General features: G+C 47.1%; 18 protein-coding genes. 3 read left to right on the top strand and 15 right to left on the bottom strand.

Annotated features, from left to right (window positions below):
• Window positions 1-16 precede the first annotated feature (16 nt).
• The 4 genes from DESPCE1_RS0103855 to DESPCE1_RS0103840 all read right to left on the bottom strand — a co-directional run bounded on the left by DESPCE1_RS0103855 (window position 17) and on the right by DESPCE1_RS0103840 (window position 3,384).
• The gene (locus tag DESPCE1_RS0103855) at window positions 17-733 is read right to left on the bottom strand and encodes an ABC transporter ATP-binding protein (RefSeq protein ID WP_242835417.1); all 717 of its coding nucleotides are present in this window, start codon (window positions 731-733) and stop codon (window positions 17-19) included.
• Complete coding sequence (locus tag DESPCE1_RS0103850; RefSeq protein ID WP_014792727.1) at window positions 727-1,533, bottom strand: ABC transporter permease; 807 nt, start codon at window positions 1,531-1,533, stop codon at window positions 727-729. The genes DESPCE1_RS0103855 and DESPCE1_RS0103850 overlap by 7 nt, the downstream gene beginning before the upstream one ends.
• Window positions 1,534-1,613: 80 nt before the next feature.
• The gene (locus tag DESPCE1_RS0103845) at window positions 1,614-2,684 is read right to left on the bottom strand and encodes an ABC transporter substrate-binding protein (RefSeq protein ID WP_019849531.1); all 1,071 of its coding nucleotides are present in this window, start codon (window positions 2,682-2,684) and stop codon (window positions 1,614-1,616) included.
• Between the two features lie 31 nt (window positions 2,685-2,715).
• Window positions 2,716-3,384 carry an N-acyl homoserine lactonase family protein gene (locus DESPCE1_RS0103840; RefSeq protein WP_014792725.1) on the bottom strand — a complete coding sequence of 223 codons (669 nt, stop codon included), beginning with the start codon at window positions 3,382-3,384 and terminating at the stop codon, window positions 2,716-2,718.
• 81 nt (window positions 3,385-3,465) lie between these two features.
• Here DESPCE1_RS0103840 and DESPCE1_RS0103835 point away from each other — a divergent pair, with 81 nt between their 5' ends.
• Window positions 3,466-4,437 (top strand): DUF2877 domain-containing protein, encoded by a 972-nt coding sequence (locus DESPCE1_RS0103835; RefSeq protein WP_019849530.1) that lies wholly within the window; start codon window positions 3,466-3,468, stop codon window positions 4,435-4,437.
• On the opposite strand, the gene DESPCE1_RS0103830 is transcribed toward DESPCE1_RS0103835, so the two are convergent.
• The 11 genes from DESPCE1_RS0103830 to DESPCE1_RS0103780 all read right to left on the bottom strand — a co-directional run bounded on the left by DESPCE1_RS0103830 (window position 4,401) and on the right by DESPCE1_RS0103780 (window position 16,206).
• Complete coding sequence (locus DESPCE1_RS0103830) at window positions 4,401-5,573, bottom strand: MSMEG_0565 family glycosyltransferase (RefSeq protein WP_019849529.1); 1,173 nt, start codon at window positions 5,571-5,573, stop codon at window positions 4,401-4,403. The genes DESPCE1_RS0103835 and DESPCE1_RS0103830 overlap by 37 nt on opposite strands.
• 12 nt (window positions 5,574-5,585) lie before the next feature.
• A complete protein-coding gene (gene fdrA / locus DESPCE1_RS0103825; protein WP_019849528.1) occupies window positions 5,586-7,163 on the bottom strand; it encodes an acyl-CoA synthetase FdrA in 1,578 nt (525 codons plus the stop codon).
• Window positions 7,164-7,175: 12 nt separating this feature from the next.
• On the bottom strand, window positions 7,176-8,597 hold the full coding sequence (locus DESPCE1_RS0103820) for a DUF1116 domain-containing protein (RefSeq protein ID WP_019849527.1): 1,422 nt from the start codon (window positions 8,595-8,597) through the stop codon (window positions 7,176-7,178).
• Between the two features lie 15 nt (window positions 8,598-8,612).
• Window positions 8,613-9,572 (bottom strand): carbamate kinase, encoded by a 960-nt coding sequence (gene arcC / locus DESPCE1_RS0103815; RefSeq protein WP_019849526.1) that lies wholly within the window; start codon window positions 9,570-9,572, stop codon window positions 8,613-8,615.
• Between the two features lie 29 nt (window positions 9,573-9,601).
• Window positions 9,602-10,753, bottom strand: coding sequence for a (Fe-S)-binding protein (locus DESPCE1_RS0103810; RefSeq protein ID WP_019849525.1), 1,152 nt, complete (start codon window positions 10,751-10,753; stop codon window positions 9,602-9,604).
• A gap of 12 nt (window positions 10,754-10,765) precedes the next feature.
• Window positions 10,766-12,220, bottom strand: a complete 1,455-nt coding sequence (locus DESPCE1_RS0103805; protein ID WP_019849524.1) for an FAD-binding oxidoreductase — start codon at window positions 12,218-12,220, stop codon at window positions 10,766-10,768.
• 14 nt (window positions 12,221-12,234) lie between these two features.
• Complete coding sequence (locus DESPCE1_RS0103800; RefSeq protein WP_019849523.1) at window positions 12,235-13,200, bottom strand: sll0787 family AIR synthase-like protein; 966 nt, start codon at window positions 13,198-13,200, stop codon at window positions 12,235-12,237.
• A 33-nt stretch (window positions 13,201-13,233) separates the two neighbouring features.
• Window positions 13,234-13,671 carry an MSMEG_0567/Sll0786 family nitrogen starvation N-acetyltransferase gene (locus DESPCE1_RS20970; RefSeq protein ID WP_014792716.1) on the bottom strand — a complete coding sequence of 146 codons (438 nt, stop codon included), beginning with the start codon at window positions 13,669-13,671 and terminating at the stop codon, window positions 13,234-13,236.
• Window positions 13,664-14,761 carry an MSMEG_0568 family radical SAM protein gene (locus DESPCE1_RS0103790; RefSeq protein WP_019849522.1) on the bottom strand — a complete coding sequence of 366 codons (1,098 nt, stop codon included), beginning with the start codon at window positions 14,759-14,761 and terminating at the stop codon, window positions 13,664-13,666. Before DESPCE1_RS0103790 ends, DESPCE1_RS20970 begins: the two co-directional genes overlap by 8 nt.
• A 90-nt stretch (window positions 14,762-14,851) precedes the next feature.
• Window positions 14,852-15,316, bottom strand: a complete 465-nt coding sequence (locus DESPCE1_RS0103785; protein WP_014792714.1) for an MSMEG_0572/Sll0783 family nitrogen starvation response protein — start codon at window positions 15,314-15,316, stop codon at window positions 14,852-14,854.
• A 35-nt stretch (window positions 15,317-15,351) separates the two neighbouring features.
• A complete protein-coding gene (locus DESPCE1_RS0103780) occupies window positions 15,352-16,206 on the bottom strand; it encodes an amidohydrolase family protein (RefSeq protein WP_019849521.1) in 855 nt (284 codons plus the stop codon).
• Between the two features lie 518 nt (window positions 16,207-16,724).
• On the opposite strand from DESPCE1_RS0103780, the gene DESPCE1_RS0103775 reads away from it, so the two are divergent.
• Together DESPCE1_RS0103775 and DESPCE1_RS0103770 are read left to right on the top strand one after the other, a co-directional pair.
• Entirely contained in the window at window positions 16,725-18,404 is a 1,680-nt protein-coding gene (locus tag DESPCE1_RS0103775; protein ID WP_019849520.1) for an ATP-binding protein, read from the top strand.
• A gap of 16 nt (window positions 18,405-18,420) precedes the next feature.
• On the top strand, window positions 18,421-19,113 hold the full coding sequence (locus DESPCE1_RS0103770; RefSeq protein WP_014792711.1) for a response regulator transcription factor: 693 nt from the start codon (window positions 18,421-18,423) through the stop codon (window positions 19,111-19,113).
• The last annotated feature ends 52 nt before the right edge of the window (window positions 19,114-19,165 follow it).

The following is a 19,165-nucleotide window of genomic DNA, read 5'->3' as shown; positions in this document are numbered from 1 at the left end:
TATTGTTCAAATAGGGTTACTCGCCCAACAGCGATAAAACATGCTTGCGAATCAGACCAAAGGATCTTTCTGTACGGTCCCGGGGTCGTTCCATGGTCACCTCTATTTCTTCCACAACTCTCCCCGGTTGTCCGGAAAGAACGATAATCTTATTGCCAAGGTATACTGCCTCATCAATATTGTGGGTTACCATCAAAATCGTGGGTCTTAAACGTTGCCATAGGTCAACCATATCACTTTGAAGTTTATTCCGGGTTCGGGAATCCAAGGCTGCAAAAGGCTCGTCCATGAGAATAAGCTTAGGTTGGTAAACCAAGACCCTGGCCAACGCAGCCCGCATTCGCATTCCCCCCGAAAGTTCTTTGGGATAGTAATTTTCAAATCCCTTGAGTTCCACCATTTCCAGAGCATCTTGAACACGCTGCTTTGTTTCCTCAGGGGGCACTCCCCTAAGATTCAGTCCGAATGCCACATTTTGTGCTGCTGTGAGCCAAGGGAAGAGCGCCCCTTCCTGAAAGACATAACCACTATCCGGCCTGGTTCCTGTCCGGCTTCCGTTTAAGCATATCCGCCCTCCTGAAGGTTGAGTAAGACCCGCTGCAAGCCGCAGGAGTGTAGTTTTGCCGCAGCCACTGGGTCCGGTCAGGCAGGTAAAGTCCCCTTCCTGAAGATTAAAGGTGATCCCTTCCAGGACGCTTTTCCCATCTATTTCTTTATATACATTCTCTACCATGAGTACCAACGTGCTATCCTCCGCCCAATCAAGCTTATTCCTTCATTCATCATAAAGCCAACGATCCCCACACAAAGGATGGCGATCATAATCTCACTCATCCTTCCCCCGATAGTGTAGAGCGACCAGATATAAGCACCAATCCCCATACGCCCGCCGACAAATTCTGCCCCGATAATACACATCCAGCCTACCCCCAGCCCGCTCCGAATACCAGAAATGACTGCTGGGACCACAGAAGGCAGGAGGACTTTGCATAGAATCTGTCTCTCATGTCTGGCCCCTAAGGTCTGGGCAGCCTCGATAAGGATGGGATCCACGCTTTGGACCGCGTGGGCTGTGGCAGTAAAGCTGGGGAAAAAAGCTCCTACGAAAACAACCATGATCTGTACCCAGAGGGTAGGTTGAGGCATCCCGGCAAATAAGATATATCCTACCGGAATCCAAGCCATAGGAGGAATAGGACGGCATAAACTGATATACACATTGAGAAAACGGCTCAGGCCACGAAAATATCCCATCAAAATTCCCAAAGGAATAGCAACGATAAAGGCTGAACCTGCTCCCGCCAGAAGTGTAGTTAAACTGGTTCCCAGCATTTGGAGCAGGGTCAAATTATAAAGAGGATCTCCCTCCAGGACTAAGCCCGCAAACTTCTGACTCAGGATATAGGGTGAGGCGACGAACTCTAAGTTAGCTGAAATTTGCCAGATAGACAGAGCAAAGAGCCCTGCGGCTATTCCTTCCCAAGGGGGTAATTGCATCCTCTTTATGTTCTGATCCGTGGTAAGCCGACTCATTCTGTCCTCTCCTTTAGGTTTCTCCATTGTCAACAAGGTCTGTTCCTTCCTAAGACGTTGAAGGCTGCCTGACTTGTTTTTTACTTAGCTTGGAGTTTCATAGTGTTATTCCGGGCGGCCAAATCCAGTATATAGCTCTGAACCGTCCCAAGCCCTGGAATAGCTACCGTTTTACCCTTTAGATCACTAATGGATTGGATATCTGAGCCCTTAGCCACGACGATAGCAGAGCCTTCATCATTAGCACCCGCAATCCCCCGGAGGGCAATTCCGTCATTAAGCTGTTTGAGAACGGCTGGAGCCACGCCGAGATAAGAGGCATTTAATTCCTTCACCTTGAAGGCTTCCATGACAGCAACACCGTTAGCGTACCCCTTAAGCTGGAGATTCTGTCCGGGGACCAGACCTACTGCCTCATAATAGCCTTCTTGAGAAGCAATGAACATCGGAAGATGGTGAAGATCCTGATTGATATAACCTAAAGTAATTTGTTTTCCGCTGACTGACGGCGGTACCCATGAGGGATTCATCTCTAATTCAGCGTTGACCCGCTCCACGTAGTCCTTATTCATAAAAGCCTGGAAGAAGGCTTCATCGTTTGCATATCCCAAGGCAGCAGGTTCCTTGACCAAGGTTCCGTTTTGGCGCATGGCTCCCAGGAAATCTGCTAACCGTTCCCGATCCGGAAAGCTCACATATTTCGTATAGGTCAATGCTTCCACTACAGATTCTTTGTCTCTCCCTGTAAAATCCATAGCATATTGAAGCATTTTTTCATGGTTGTTGCCATCATTGATGAAGTTGACGGCTTTTACATTGGCCCAAGCTAAGGCCAATGCCAAATCCTCGTCTCCTTCAGTTCCTGCCAGTGCTAAGATACAACAAGGATGCTCTGCAGCGACTTCACCTGATTGCATAAGATAACGTCCTGTTCCTTCCGTGACAGCTTGAGCATTATTGGGCTCCCAGGCGACGAAGGCGTCTATCTCTCCTGTGCTTAATTGCTGCAGCATGTTAGCCGGCGAAGTCTGTACATAATAGATGGTTCCCTGTTCTGACTTCGTTCCATTGACTTGATCTCTTTGATCTTTAGTGGCACAGCCACTGAGCAGCAATGTGACCATGAGAACAGCTGAGATCACCTTTTTCATTCTCTTCCCCTCTTTCTCCATTTGTAAACTATTAAAGAATAACCGCTTCTCCTCTGACTAAAGGATCATGGCTGGTCAAGATCACCGTCTCCCTTTCTTCGCTTATATCTCTTAAACGTTCCAGGGACTGTAAGGCCTCTTGGCGATCCTCCAGAATCAAGGGCGGATTTAAATCAATAAGATTATTTGGCCGAAAACAGGCATCCCCAGTCAGAAGTACCTGCTTGTTATTTCCCCGGACCAGCATGGAACGGTGATCAGTGGAATGGCCTGGGGTTGGCAGCAAAAGAATCGAACCATCTCGAAAAAGATCATAATCTCCCCTATGTCCTTGCCAGATACAGTGTGCCTCAGGGATTAGGGTATTCCCCCCGGCGTGATCGGGGTGATTATGGGAATTCGCAATGATGGAGATATCCTTATGTGAATAACCCTGCTTCTCAATTTCTCGAACCAGGCCCTCACTGTTCCCTTGCTTTGCCCTAAGCCCGGGGATAAGCTCCATGATTGTGGAACCAGACCAAAGCCGGGGCGGAAGCCCAGTATCAAAAAGGATCATGCCTTGAGGATGAAGAATCAGAAAGGCAAAAACCGGCAGTTCCAAGATAGAGTCTTTAGGGCTTCCCGTAAATACACTGCGGTTAAACTGCAATTGTCCACAATTCAAAGGAATTACCATTAAAGCTGAGCTACTCACCATGTGATCACCTCTCCCATTTACATCCCTTGAATAAATTGTTACCATAATAAAAACGTTACACTATTCAAGAAGGTGTCATCTATGAATTCTGATCTCCTGTCGGCATTGAGCATAGGGCCATTCGTGCTGGATTATTTGCGTGGGTCCAGGGATAAGGGTAGGGTACACTCTGTCTTTCATCGGGTGATTAATATTTTCTGGACAGATGGTTTATGGAGCATCTCTCGTAGTGACGTCAGTAATGGTCCAGCAAATGTCGTCACCAATCTGCCGATTTCATTGGACTTTACCCTTTATGGAATCGAACCTGGAACTTGGGTTTGTTTTGAGAAGAACAAAGAATTACTCCTTCTGGGTCGCCTCTCTATCTCCCTGGAAAAGGCAGCTTTTTGGCACCCCCCCTTATCTCAGAATAATTCCCTACTTCCCAGTGCCTTGATCAAGAACAATCTATCGGAAGTGGAAAGCTGGCTCCGCCTTTCCCCCAGATCCCCAGGTCTGGCTAAACTCTTCCCTCACTTAACTACCTTAGTACAGGGGAGCTTTTCCCTTCCCCACCCTGCAGATCCTGTTGTTCTTCTTGCGGGCCAATCCATTAGTCGCCTCGTGAAGGGGATTTATTCTTCCGACAAAGCCATGATTGAAGAGGGGGCTTGTTCACTGATAGGACTGGGCCCTGGACTTACGCCCTCAGGGGATGATTTCTTAGCCGGCCTTCTGTTAAGCTTGACAGCGGCCAAAAGAGCATTTTCTGTAACCTCTGCCGCCGCCTTACTCTTTGCTCATAAGGTTCTGAGTGATATTATTGTGGAGCATTCTCCAAGTCTAACCAATGAGATCAGCTCTCAAATGCTCTTCTTAGCATCTCAAGGCACCGGCAGTGAGCTTATGGAGAATATGGTGTGTGCTTTGTACTATGGGCTCTCCAAAACCACTCCTGCCCGGACAGCCCAAGAATTATGTTCTGTAGGAGCCAGTTCGGGCTTTGATCAACTTTTAGGGATTCTTTTGGGGGCTCATTTATTGGTTTGGGCGCCTTCCAGGATCTCATAGTAAAATTGTTCATGTTTGCGGGCTGTATCCTCCCAGCTAAAGTTGGATGCGGTCATAAGCCCGCCGCTAATCAGTCGGCGTCGCAAGTTGGTATCCATGATCGTCTCGATCATTGCTGCTGCAAACTGTTCTGCATTGTCCGGGTTGACGAATAAGGCATCTTCACCGGGGGTCAGGAATTCATGGAAAACGGGTATATCCGACACGACAGTTGGAGTCCCCGATAGAAGAGCTTCCAGAGCGACCAGCCCCCAGCCTTCTTGAACAGAAGGGAAAGCAAAGCAATCCGCAGCCTGATAAATCAGTGGGACTTCCTCTTCTTTTAGTACGCCAAGATTAATGACATCTTCCCCCATCTTCAGGTTATAGCCCTCTACCATTTGAAAGAATTCCTGACGATAGGCCTGATAATCGAACAATGTTTGTCCACCGCCGATGACCAAGACTGCCTGTTTTCCTGATTCTGCAAAATATTTCCGCACATGGGCGAAGGCCGCAAGCAGCTTCTTGGTGTTTTTACGGGGTTCAATTCCCCCAATGGTTAAAAAGACCAATTTATTTTCCAAGCCGAACTTTACCTTATGCTTCTCTCCCTTTTTTACTGGGCTAAAGCGTTTTGTATCTAAACCATTGTGGATGATTCCAGCCTTTACCCCATACTCCGCAGCCAGCCGTTTCTGCCAAAATTCACTGACGGCGATATGAGCATCAGGACGAAGAACGGACTTATTCTGACAATCCATTAAGACCGGAGATGTGAAATCGTCCAGATGATGAACGGTACGGACCAAGGGAAAATCCGCTCCACTTAGCCGGTAATTGACCAGCGCATTAGCGGAGATGCAATCCTGGGCATGATAGATGTCAAATTCCTCTGCCTTTCCGCCCACAAAGTAATCTGTATAGGTCTGAATATACGCTTCAATCTTGTCATCGAAGTGCTCGGGCAAGGCGCCAAATCGAATAATTTCATGAGGAACTTGAGGGGTGCGGAAAAATCCGCCCCCTTCTTTTTTATCCAGAGCGATGATTCGCACTTCATGCCCTCGTTTTGCAAGATTCTCAGCTAGACAAAGAGAGTGAACGACACCACCTCGTGGTTTGGTTGAGTACGTGAGAATTGCAATTTTTAACATTGGGCTAGCCTCCTAATGTGCTGAATCCCTTGCCACCTTAGCTGCAGTGTAAGAAGCCAGCAAAGCTGCGTGGGCATTGGTCGGGAGAATTTCCACCCCGCATTCCTGAAGTTTTTTAATCTGTTCTTCCTTTCCTTGCGGGTCTTTATCCGTGCCGCACACATAACCGATGAATTGAATGTTACGCTCATTGGACTGGGCAAGTGCCTGAGCTTCTTTAATGACAGGCACTAATTCGGCAGCCGGATCAGGATTGGATCCATAACCCAGGACCACATCCAGTAAAATGACCGCCGTTTCCGGATCAGCGGCTTCGATTAGAATACGCTCATTGCGTAATTGGAAATCAATCATGGGGTGTGGGCGCCCTACCGTGAACTCATCTTCACCCAGGTCAATACAGGTATTTTCCGAGCTAAACAGGGAATCTCTCAGTTTTTGTTCCGGTTTTAAGGGGACATTGGAATTGACAGGGCCAATGATCTTTTCCATGAGAAGCATGGCCTCATAACACAAGGTACCTCCGGAAAACAAGCCCCTAACATATTTTTGTGACGGATTAAGGTTATGAGCCAGATCCTCGGCCCTCATGACGATATCCATCTCGATTTTGGGAATGTCTTCTTGCCAGGCATAAGGATTGGTGCTATTGGCAAGTGCAACGGCCATTGCTGCCGCTTCTTCCAGTGATCCGGCAAAATATTCATTGGCGGCGGGATTATCCGAGGCTTCTCCGCCAAGAAGATTAACCACCACAGGCTTTTTCATCTGAGCAATGGTCTCACGGACCTTAGCCATAACGGCCTGTGCGGGGGGTTTGGAGATAAGGACAATGACCTCTGTAGCCGGGTCTTCATCCAGGCGGCGCATGACTTCCAGGAACATGAGTCCGCCGACTTTTTCCTTCAGATCACGGCCTCCAACCCCAATGACTTGGGAGCAACCGCCGCCCCAACGTTCGATTTGAACAGTGACCTCTTGAACCCCTGTACCGGAAGCCCCGACAATCCCGATGTTGCCGCGGTTGATGACATTGGCGAATCCCAGGCAAGCACCATTAATAATGGACGTACCGCAATCCGGCCCCATCATGAGCAGACCCTTCTCCAGAGCCATTGTCTTCAGTTCGACTTCTTCCTCAATGGTTACATTGTCGCTGAAGAGGAAGACATTCACCCCTTTGGCTAAAGCCTTGGCTACTTCGATTTTGGCAAAAGCACCTGGTACAGAGATGGTAACCATATTGGCCCCTGGCATTTCTTCCAGGGCCAACTCTAAATTTTTGGCTTTTTGAGCTTCTGCCTTTCCTGAACCGGTGGATTCGGTAAGGGCATTTTCTGCTGCCTGAAGTGCTTCCTCAGCCACTTCCGGCGTTTCTCCATCTACTGCGATGACCAAGTCATTCGCTCCGGCGGCAGCCGCCTCAGGCCCCAGCAGTCCAGCCATTTCCATAACTCGTTTATTGGCGTCGGTGGCCATCATGACGGACGCATTGACAACCCCGGCAATCTTTTTTAATTGGCCGGAAATCCGCATTAAGCGTACTGAATCTTGGTAGCTGTTTTTCTTGACACTATTTTTGACACTCATCGTTGCCCCTCCTTATTGTTTGGTTGACATGGTTTTTGCCATAGCCAGCACGGCTTCCTCGAAGATACTGATGGGGGCGCGTGCTACTCCTGCCCCGATCTGCCCAATACCTGCTTCCTTATGAATAACACCCGTATCGATAATGGGTACGATTCGGGATTCAACCACTTTGCGGATATCAATTCCAGTAGGTGAACCGGCAAAATCCATATTAGGAATAGCAAAAGTCTTGTTGCGGCCATGGGCGATCGAAGCCATTTGTTTATTCAACTCAATAGCATCTTTCACTCCCCCGCCGACAAACGATGCAATGGTGGGAGCACAGGCAAAGGTCATACCCCCAAAACCTACGGTTTCGATAATGGCACTGTCTCCGATATCCGCTACTGCATCCTCCACACTAAAACCTGCATAGTATAGGCAGTCATCCAGTGCAGGCGCATCGGTGATAAACCATTCATTACCCATCCCGCCCACTCGAATTCCAAAATCCGTACCATTCCGGGTCATAGCGGTAACGATGGTGCTGTTGGGCACTCCATGAGCGGCATCCAAAACAGATTTCGAAGCAGCCATAGCCAAGTTTAAGCTGAAGGTATTATTGCGGGCCATAAAACGCACCATATCGGCAATATCCTTGCCGTCCACACCAGCTTCAGCCAAGAGAGGAACAAGCTCCTTGATCACTAAAGCGGTGGTTGCCTGGCAGCGAACATGGACTTCGTCTCCCATGGATAATCCTTGGGCAACCAGATTGAAGACATTGATGGTACCGCTTTGCTTATCCAGAGCTTTTTTCACATTAGGACCAAAGACATCTCTGAACCAAGTCAAACGCTCAACGGTACTCTCATCAAAATCCCCGTACCAGAGTGTCACTCCTTTTCCTTCATTTAAGGTAGAGTAAGCCCGATTGCCAAAGGCCCTGTTCTCAACAACCCATACAGGCATGGAGGGTGAAATAATTCCGGTCATAGGACCTACCGCATTATGAAAATGATTGGGGGAGAATTCGATTTCATTGTTTTTGATCAGTTCCAGGGCACTCTCCCGATCCTTTGCCCAGCCTTCAAAAACAATGGCTCCAAGCACCCCGCGCTGTACCCCTGGGCACATCCGTTCCCAGGTTAAGGGCGGGCCTGCATGAAAAATACTCCGCGGACCCATCCCAGGGATAACATCCTGAGCACGCTCCATACCGATTAAAACAGGTTCACCCTTAAGAATCTTTTCGATGGTCAGATGATTGGCTTTCTCCACTTCAGCGTTCTCGATCACTTTAAGAGCATTGATTAATTCCGTATTTCCCCCCGCCGGAATCTGCCAGTCTACCAGAACGGTCTCTACCTCCTGGGTGATTAAGTCCTCACCAAAGGAAGGTAAGCCGATGTTAATGGTTTTTAATTTTTGGGAAAACAACTCATACGTAGCCATATTTTTTCCTCCTCACTATTGAGCATCCGGGATAATATAAGTACCGCTTTGCCCTTTCAGAGCATCCTCTAACTTTTCAGCTGAAGTAATTAAGACTTCTTTCCCACTGCTCTTGATGAACTTTAACGCTGCGGCAATCTTCGGTCCCATGCTGCCTGGCGGGAAATGTCCTTCAGCCATATATTTTTCCGCTTCTGAAACGGTGATTCTATCTAACAACTTCATATTGGGCTTACCAAAATTGATGGCGACTTGAGATACCCCGGTAAGGACAATATAAAGATCTGCACCAATTTCTTCTGCCAATAAACTGGAAGCCAAGTCCTTATCGATGACAGCCTCCAGGCCTACGAATTCATCATTCACTCTAGCCACTGGAATCCCACCCCCTCCGCAGGCGATGACAATATTCCCGGCTTGGGCCAATTCCCTGATGGCTTTGCTCTCCATGATTCTCCGTGGTTTCGGTGAGGGAACCACCCTGCGGTACCCCCGCCCGGCGTCCTCGATGATTTTCCATCCTTTGGTTTTTTCCATCTCTTGGGCCCTCTCGGCAGACATGAAGGACCCAATGGGTTTGGTAGGATTCTCAAAGGCGGGATCTGCAGGACTCACGGCAACATTGGTGAGCACGGTAACTGTATCGACATCGACATCAAGCCGTTTAGCCGTCCGTCGCAATGCGGTTGTTAAGATATAGCCAATGGTTCCCTGAGTTGCTGCCACGCAGGCATCCAACGGCTGCATGGGCACCTTTTCTGAGGACTCCTCGTTTTGCACTAAGACCTGACCTACTTGAGGGCCATTGCCATGAACTAAAATGACATCATAACCATTCCGGGATATTCCGATGATGGATTCTGCAGCCGCATCGGCATTCGCCTGTTGCTCCTCAAAGGTTCCTTCTTGTGTCTCTGGCAATAAAGCATTTCCCCCGAAGGCCACTACAGCTGTTTTCTTCTCACTATTTACCAAGATCTTGCTCTCCTTCATCTATACAAAATTTAAATATCAAGACCCATAGATTCCACGACCAAAGCCGTAATGTCTTTTTGCACCAGGTCTTTATGAGAAGCCTCAATGGCTTGAGATAGATTGGTCTTGCAGAATGGACAGCAGCTGGCCAGAATGCCGGCACCCGTTTCTTCAGCTTCATCCACACGGGATATTCCGATTCCCATAGCCACATCAGGCATACCTGCTTTCATGCCGCCCCCGGCGCCGCAGCAGCGGGACTCCTCACGGACAAAGTCCATCTCGATCAGCTCCACCCCGGGAATTGCCCTGAGGATATCCCGAGGAGCATCATATTCTCCAGCATGCAGCCCTAGATGGCATGGATCATGATAGGTTACTTTTTCATGGATGGCCCTTTTAAACTTAAGCTTACCCTCTTGAATTCGTTGGGCCAGGAACTGAGTGATGTGCATCATCTTAAAAGGCAGCTCTTCCCCGGTAATCACCGGATAATCTCCACTAATGGTTTTGAAGCAGCCTGTACAGGAAGCCACAACAATCTCCGCTCCTGTATTCTTAAGAGCTTCTACATTATGGGCTGCGATTTCTTTAATTTGGCTTCGTTGTCCAGTCCGCAGTAATACAGAACCACAGCACCATTCATCTTCTCCCAAAACTGCCACATCTTCGCCTAAGGCTTGGAGTATCTTCATGGTATCCTGAGCCAACTGCTGCATCCGGTAAGAAGAGGTACACCCTACATAAAATGCTATTTTACCCTTCCTCTTCAGCTCCACATTAATGTCTTTCGCCCAATCATTTCTGGCAGAAGCCGGTTCACGATAGGTATTGTGGCTTTCCTCTACAGATGCTCCGATTTTCTTATGAGGTTCCAGAGGACCAAGTTTGTCCTCAACCAGCCATGAGCGTACATCTTCCCAGATCTCTACCAAGGGCAAATCTGTCTGACAAACTTTTTCGCAGCGACTGCAGGTGGTACAAGCGTAATAACGCTCTTTAACCGTATCGCTGGGTTGTACATCCTTTTCAATCAAAAGTTTAAGAAGATGCATTCTTCCCCGAGGACCATAACTCTCCCATCCGATTTGTTCGGATATGGGGCAAATAGCTGTACAAAATGCACAGGACGCGCAGGTATAGATATGATGTTCAATAGATCGCAGTTTTTCTTGTAGCATTATTGTCTCCCCCTATTTGCCATACTTTACAAAAAGGCCCAACCCAAACATACCCAGACCGTAAGCGAACTTAGGAAGAGCTATCTTAAATCGGGTCATACAGTGAATCGCCTTGCCAGGGTTCATGACTTTACGGGGATCAAGCTCTTTTTTGAGCTGAACCAATTCGTCGAATCTCTCCCCATGGATCTCCTTGGCATAAAAGGCATTGAATAAACCGGCACCATAGGGTACTCCACCTAGATCAATACTCATATCATTTAAGTCTTTAACCAAGGACATCATCGTCAAATAACGGAATTTCTTTCGTTCATCACTGAGCACCTGAGGCATAAACAACATCTCGTTAACACCGAGAGTCCCGTGAATACCAATGGTGATGTTCTTATTTTCCGCCAATTCATTAACCCGTCTGACCACTTCCGTTAACTGATCGATTGGGGCGCTGAATTCCCCGCCGAGAAGATTGGGTCCGGCACTTTTATGGCGCATAGCATAATAACGACCCGCCCATTCTTCCTCTGCAATCTCTCGGGATAATTCCTGGCCCCCATGAGTGATCATGATCTTACGCAGTTCTTGGATATCGGAGTCTAAGGAAGCCCCTTCTCCCTCCAAGACCACAGTGACTAAGTTTTTAGCTGGTGGAACATGAAGCCCGGCTTTTTTCTTAAAGCCAAGCATACCTTCATCTTCGATCAGCAGGAAGAAGGGTTTAAGTGATGCACTTTCTTTAACTGCCCAACAAAGCCTCACTATTTCGTTAAAATTAAAGCTGAAGGGTTCTTGCCGTGCAGGAAGAGGGCGGACTTTTAAAGTCACCGTATCATAGATAGCCAGGACTCCGTCACTGCCGATGAAATCTTGCACTTTATATTGGGAAGCTGCCACGGATTCAATGTATTCCCCTGAGGGTAGAACTACCCCCAGATCCACTACCGTATCTGCCGCATAACCATACGCGGGGGAACCAATTCCCAATCCGCCTTTTCCCAGCCCGACTCCGCCATTGCCCAACCAACCGCCCACGGTGGCCGAGGGAGCGCTGGTGGGGTAGCAATATAAAGTGAGTCCCCGTTTTTCTAAGTATCTTAAGACATTATCCCAGATTATCCCTGAACCGACCTTCACTGTCCTGTTTGCCTCATCCAGGGAGATAATCCCCTTGCGTGCCGTCATATCCACAGAGATTCCGCCCCAAACGGGGTAGGACCCTCCCATCATGGTTGTGGAACGTCCTCGGGGGATAAGGGGGATCCCATTGGCAGCTGTAAATTTCACCAACTGCTGAACCTGCTGAGAAGAATTCGGACGCACAATGGCATCGGGCATGGTCTTGAAGAACAACCCGAAGATCTTCGGCACAGGGGCCATATCATGGGCATATTGCCTGCGTTCAATATCAAGAGTTGATACCGAATCCGGGCCGAGGAGCCCGGTCAATTGGTTTTCTAATGCTTTATTCATAATTCACCTCGCACTTAGGATTGGGCAAAACCCATTAATGGAGTTTTCAAATCCCAGATAACTTTACTTGCTCCGCGTCCCCAGACAGTTATAGTAGAGTCCTCTATAACCCTCCCATAAGGAACGCAGCATATTTCCTTTTTCTCAAATACATTCATGACATCCCGCACTTGTTCCGGTCGAACAGATAAGATAAATCCATAACTATGGAAAACTTTTAACCATTGTTCCAGCCCGACTCCCAGCGGGCAGGGAATCTCATCCAAATCAATCTCGGCACCATATCCAGAGGTCTCTAACATCATAATCGTGGTTCCCAGGATTCCCGCCATACTTACATCCTTAGCGGTATCACAAAGTTCCGCCTCTGCCAGGAAGGGAAGACATTCTAATTCCTCTCTGAGTTCCTCAGGTGAACACCTGCTGGAGCAATCCCAGAAATTAAAACCATCTCGTATATTCCCTTCTAATTTGCAGACGAGCATCAGTTGATCCCCCGGGCGGGCGGTGTAACTGGTTAGTAATTTTTTGGCCTGACCTAGTATGGCAACAGCTAAAGCTGAAGTATCTCTGTTCTTGGTAAAATGCCCTCCAACGATAGGTACCCCGAATCGCTCGGCATTCTCCTGCATTCCTTTTAAGACCTTTGAGGCAACCTCATCATCGGTAGCAAAAAGAACATCCACAACTGCCGTAGGTCGTCCTCCCATTGCGTAGATATCGCTGACATTGGTTAAGACGCAACACCTGCCGGCCAATTGAGGATCGGCTCGTAACAAAGGTGGCCATACCCCCTCGGCCGCCAAGAGCAGATAGCCCTCATTACTTGGAATAGCCGCGGCATCATCCCCCAGAAGAACCGGTTGACCATTCACAACGGGGCTAATCGGCAAACTGCTCGCGACTGTCTGGATATCCTGCTTCTCTTGTAGACCGCTTGTCGCCATCCAATCAGCGACAAAATCATTGAGCCAAGACATACTCTCATCCTTCCATGCTGGTTACTTTCGATGTTAAAAAACCACTTTCATATCATAATGAACTACATTGCTGAACACTGAACTTTTCCCTGTTAGAGACCATCCTAATCTCTCAAAAAACTTAACATTTTGCTCCTGAATATGAGCATAGAATATACGGCACCCACGACCTTGAACTTCCTCCATAGCTTTACGAACCAGAAGGGCTCCCAATCTCCCGCGAAATTCGGGCAATACGGCAAGCCTTCCCCCCACCCAGTCTCCATTTTCTATGGGATAGCAACGTACTACTCCAGCTACTCTCCCACTTTCAGCTTCTACAGCAATAATCGGTACGGCTATGGTATCGTAGTCATCAGAGTCGTCTTCGTTAAAAATGCCTTGTTCGTTCACAAAGACTGCCCTTCTTACCTCTTCATACTGCTTGATTTCTTCTCTACTCTCAGCGACTTTCAACTCATATTTAGCCATGCTTTTTCCTTTCAAAAGCGGGCAGCACCGAACAAGCTCCACAACGCACACAGCCGGCTTTACTATCCGATGCGCTTAACCCATGATCAGCTAAAGCCCTTGCAACTTCCCCATAGATTTCCGCCATAGCCTTCGGCACCGGCGGTGCCATATTAGCGAAGGGGGTCTCTTTCACCGGCCGAAGGGGTACCACAAAAGGATATACTCCCATTTCTATGCAACGCATACAGCCTGCTAACGTATCGGCCAGACTCTCCCCTAATCCGATGATGATATAAGTGCTCACTTGATTTCGGCCAAAGACTTCTACCGCTCCGGCGAAGCCTTTGAAATAGTCTTCTATGGATATCTTGGCCTTTCCAGGTGTAATACGCTCTCTGACTTTTTGGTCAAAGCTCTCCAGGTGCATTCCAACTGTATCCACGCCGCATTCTTTTAGGTGGCGATAAATATCCGGATCATCTACAGGTTCAAATTGGACATGGACAGGAAGTCCTGTCCCCTCTTTGATAGCCCAGGCGCAATCACCCAAATGCTTGATACCGTATAAGGGATTAACTGTCGTACCGGCTGTAAGGGTTACATGAGTTACCCTATCTAGGCGCTGAGCTGCCCCGGCTACCTCTGCTAATTGTTTAGGGGTTTTTACCGGTACCGTGTTTTCATCATCCAGACTTGTCCCGATGCCACAAAACTGGCACCGCTCTCCCCCATGCCAACGGGAACATGTTTGAATGACTGTGCTGGCCAAACAATCCCGTCCGTGGAGAAGAGCAATTTTGTTATAAGGCACACCATCCTCTGTATGCAATTCATAGAAACGGGGGGGGGCGATTAACTCCACCTCGCTGACTACTTCCCCATCTTTGTAAATAAGGGCGTGCTCTCCATCCTCATGCAGGGAGTACTCAGAACTCATAGCACATTCCCCGCTGGTGGGAACCGTAATCTGATAGTTCCCAAAGACCATCCCCTTGCCATTGGCGGGACCCGCCCCGCCTTGACGCCCCTTGCCCGAACCTTGTTCCAGGCGAATACCTTTACTCTGCAATTCCACCATGAGTTTCGCTTTTTTCAACGAGCTGCCCATTTTCCTTACTCCTTTACTGCTCCCATCGGGATAGCCCCCTCCCCCGGCGAGCCGGGGAAGGGGTGAATGTTTATTTACCGATAGAGAGATTTACATCCAAGTTCCCATGATGAAAGCGCCTGATTTATAGTGATCAAGGGAGATGTCAAGAACATCAAGGGGATCTACGGGAATTACACCTTCAAGCAAATCTTCTTCCCGGAATCCGGTAGCACCTAATCCGAATTGGCAGACATAGACTTTGCCGCCTTCTTTCATGAATTGGGTCAATCGTTGGCTATGGGCCAGATGGCCTGGATAAAACTCGTCTCCAACTTTGGGGTAACCCTTGGTTCCGCTTCCCAGAAGAACGCCGGAGGGTCCATAAAGGAGAATAGAAGTTTCAAATCCCTTACGTTGAAGACGGGTAGCGGTTAAGAGCGCAATTAAAGTAACGGATGCTTCAGTAAACATCCCGTGAATTTGGACCAGTGCTCTTTGTCCAGGTTCAGCTTTATGATCTGGAAAGATCTTATTTTTAGAGTAAAGACTATCTCCAACTTGTACCTTGGCCATTTGTATTTCCCCCTATCGTTTAATCCTTAAATTTCTTACTTTTTCTTGAAACCGTAAATGCGTTCAGCGTTTTCCCAGAAAATCTTATTCTTGAATTCCTCGGAGATATCCGCGCCTTCCCATTTCCAGTATTCGGAGGGGAGGTCGCTCCATGGTTCATCAGAACCCCAGAGGATGCGATCTTCGCCTACTCCAGCTTTAGCGATTTCATCTAATAGGAAGCGCACACCGAAACCAATTGCCCAGCAACCGTCGGTGTAAACTTGATACCCTTCTTTCACCCAATTGATGAATTTAGGAACCATTTTAATATGACCACTTACACCGCCACCGAGATGGATAATATGAATACGGATGCGTTTTCCATACTTCTCAATGAATTTATAGTAATTACTGATGTCTGAGCTGCCGCCTGAGCTTGAGTGAGTTTGCAAAGTGAGGTCATATTTTTCACAGGTGCTTACGATCAATTCTGTAAGCTCTTCTTGCTCTGCATCATATTTTTCCGGGTCGGGATTGCCTCCAAGCAAATAAGTCATCTTCAGGCAGGCAATACCCGGTTCACCTGCGTATTTAAGCGCTTCTAACGTGAGTTCCTTATTACGAGGAAGATTGGATACCCAGATACCACCGAGAAGACGGTCGGACTTTCTTACTGCTTCAATGACCAAAGGGTTAAGGCTAAAGGGTTGCTCATGCTTGGGAATTCCATAGTTAGGACAAACAAGTGCCTTTTTGATCCCATACTTGTCCATATGAGCTAAGTAAGAATCCACATCAGGATATTCGATTACCGTGGGGTTTACTTCTTCCTGGAGATCATAATACTTCCAGGGGGCCATTGGCCCAATGTGCGAATGTGCATCGAAGACATTGCGCAAAACCTTCAAGACAATTCCTCCTTTTAATTCTCCTACCCCGCCTAGGATGGGGTATTCCCTATAGGGTTGTATTCATTGTACAATTCCAAAATTTCAGGCAAGTGGTAATTAGCTAACAACTCATCGGATTTTTCATACCATAACATTGTACTTTTGCTTTCCGTAACCTTATCTTGTCTATCTTTTTAGCTATATTTTACTTGCAGGACTATCACACATTTCTTGCAGGAATATTACATCGTCAAATCTCATGTTCCCGGACAGACTGAAAGCCGCCCTACAGGCGGCTTTCAGTCTTCTCGATATTTTCTCAGATTAGCCTAGCACGACGGTTTGCAAGAAGAGCCATATGGTTGACTACTTAATCAGGCTTCGATACAATGTACGAAAAGAAGGGGAATTTGTTTTAAAATCTAATGAAATAATGAAAATAAAAACTATATGTTTGCTTTTTTAAAATTAAATTAAAAATATAACAATGTATCTTTATAAGTCTGAAAATTTTCATAATTGCAAGGATGGACATTTTGAAACTTTTTAAAAAATCCCCTCAGAAATATCTTAATACGCAAATACTAGGGCTAGTTACCATAATTATTACGATGTTTATGAGTGTATACATCGCAATCAGCGGATATCAGCAATATCAATTAGCTCTTAAAAACCTGCACAATAGTACCTCCATGCTTGCCCAAGAACTGATTGCGACTCGTGTCTTCATCGCTGAACAACAGGATGTGATCAACGTCGATCGGGATGGCACCCTGAACTTTAAACATTTTAACCCTTCGGTAGCTATTCGGGGAATCTCTGAAATTTTTAACGGAACTTTAGGCTATACTTTTAAGCAAACTCAGCTTAATGTACGGAATTCAGTCAATGCCCCTGACTCATACGAACAAGAGGTTTTGGAAAAGTTCTACCAGGATCGCAGTTTGACCGAATATTATTCAATTGATTATACAAATAAAACCTACCGGTATTTAGTACCCCTTGACTATGAAGAAGGTTGTTTGAGCTGCCATGGTGGTCCTGCCGGAAGTATAGATATTACGGGATACTCCCGTGAAGGGGCACAATTGGGGGATTTTGCCGGAGTCATCAGTATTACGGCCCCATTAGAGCCCACCTACGCTGCGCTTTCCTCCGCCGTGATTCAAGATCTTATCTCAACCTTAATCCTGATTATCAGCTTATCCGCCGCCATCTACCTCGTCATCCGTTCTCGAGTGGTAAAACCTCTTGAAAGTATGGCTGATTTAGCGACTCATTTCAGCGAAGGGCATCTCTCCATTCCCACTATGGCTCCAGCAGAGAATTATGAAATCCACGTCCTCCAAAGCAATCTCTTTACCATGGCAAATAATCTAAAAAACCTCTATGACACTCTGGAGTCTAAGGTTGACGAGAGAACCATTGAATTGCTCAGGGCAAACCAAGCTCTGCGTCTCCATCAAGAAAGTCTGCATCGTATCAATGAAGAACTGACAAAGGCCAACGAGGTCAAGTCAGAATTTATTGCTCTTATGAGCCACGAACTGCAGACCCCTCTTACTTCTATCATCGCCTATAGCGAAATCCTCATTCAACAAGGTATAGACGTTCCTGAGTCTTCTGAATATCTGTTTGATATTTACCAGAGCGCTCACCATTTACTGGATCTCATCACAGATCTTCTGGATTTCTCCAAAATCGAGCAGAATAAATTGCATCTTCATCCTTCCTTCTTTGAATTCTCCGAGGTGACTACTGTCCTCGAAAATATCTTTAACCCAATGATTCAGAATAATAAACTTCAGTTTTCTATGGATATTCCCCCTGATTTGCCTGCCATCGAAGCCGATAAAAATAAAATCAAACAGATCCTTATGAACCTCTTATCCAATGCGATTAAATTTACTCCTTGTGGCGGAAGAATTCATCTCCAGGCCCGCTATAATGAACAGAAGGAAGAGATTCAGGTCTCTCTGACGGATACTGGCCGAGGAATTGCCCCAGAGCAACTTCAACAAATATTTGAGAAATTTTATCAGGTCGACTCCGGTACCTGCCGCGAATTTGGCGGATTAGGACTCGGCCTGGCGGTTACTAAGCAAATGATAGAGCTCCACGGGGGGAAAATACAGGTTGATAGTATTCCAGGACAAGGAAGTACATTCCATTTCACCGTTCCGACTACCGCTTCATACCGAGCAGACACTATTTAGAAAGAAGGGGTACACCATGCCAAAGGTTTTGGTTGTCGACGATGAACCTAAAATTCTCAAGATTATCGAGCATAGCTTACGGCGAGAAGGCTATGATGTGATTACAGCCCTTGATGGGAGCCAGGCTATCGAACAATTCCACCGTCAGGAACCTGAACTGATTATCCTTGATTTAATGCTCCCTCATGTAGACGGTTTCCAGGTCTGCAGAACGGTTCGAGAAACGTCTTCAATCCCTATCATCATTTTGTCAGTACGAAACGAGGAGCTGGATAAAATATTGGGGTTTAACCTAGGTGTCGATGACTATCTCGCCAAACCGTTCAGCCCTGTAGAGCTCTGTCTGCGCGTTAAAGCTGTTTTACGACGTACCCGCAAAGAGGAAAGCACACCGACCCCGGATTCCAGCGTTTTTAACAGTAATGGCCTTTATATTAACCCATCAACACGTGAAGTCGCGATCAACGATCAGCCTGTGGAGTTAACCGCTAAAGAATTTGACATGCTTTGGTTCCTTGCCAAGCATCCCAACAAAGTTTTTACCCGAAAGCAGTTGCTCTATCAAATTTGGCAAGCGGACTATTATGGTAATGATGATGCGGTAACTGTTCTTATCAGCCGCCTACGGGAGAAAATTGAACTCGACAAATCGCAACTTTTCCATATAAGGACTTTAAGAGGAGTCGGATATAAGCTTACTATCGAATAATCCACCTCTAGTTCAAGATATTTGATCTGGAAGTAGATCTGGGGAGATCGTT

Origin of the sequence: Desulfitobacterium sp. PCE1, from assembly GCF_000384015.1 — a bacterium.
GTDB lineage: Bacteria > Bacillota > Desulfitobacteriia > Desulfitobacteriales > Desulfitobacteriaceae > Desulfitobacterium > Desulfitobacterium dehalogenans.
The sequence above is the reverse complement of the archived record's forward strand: the minus strand, read 5'-3'. Positions and strand labels throughout refer to the sequence as shown.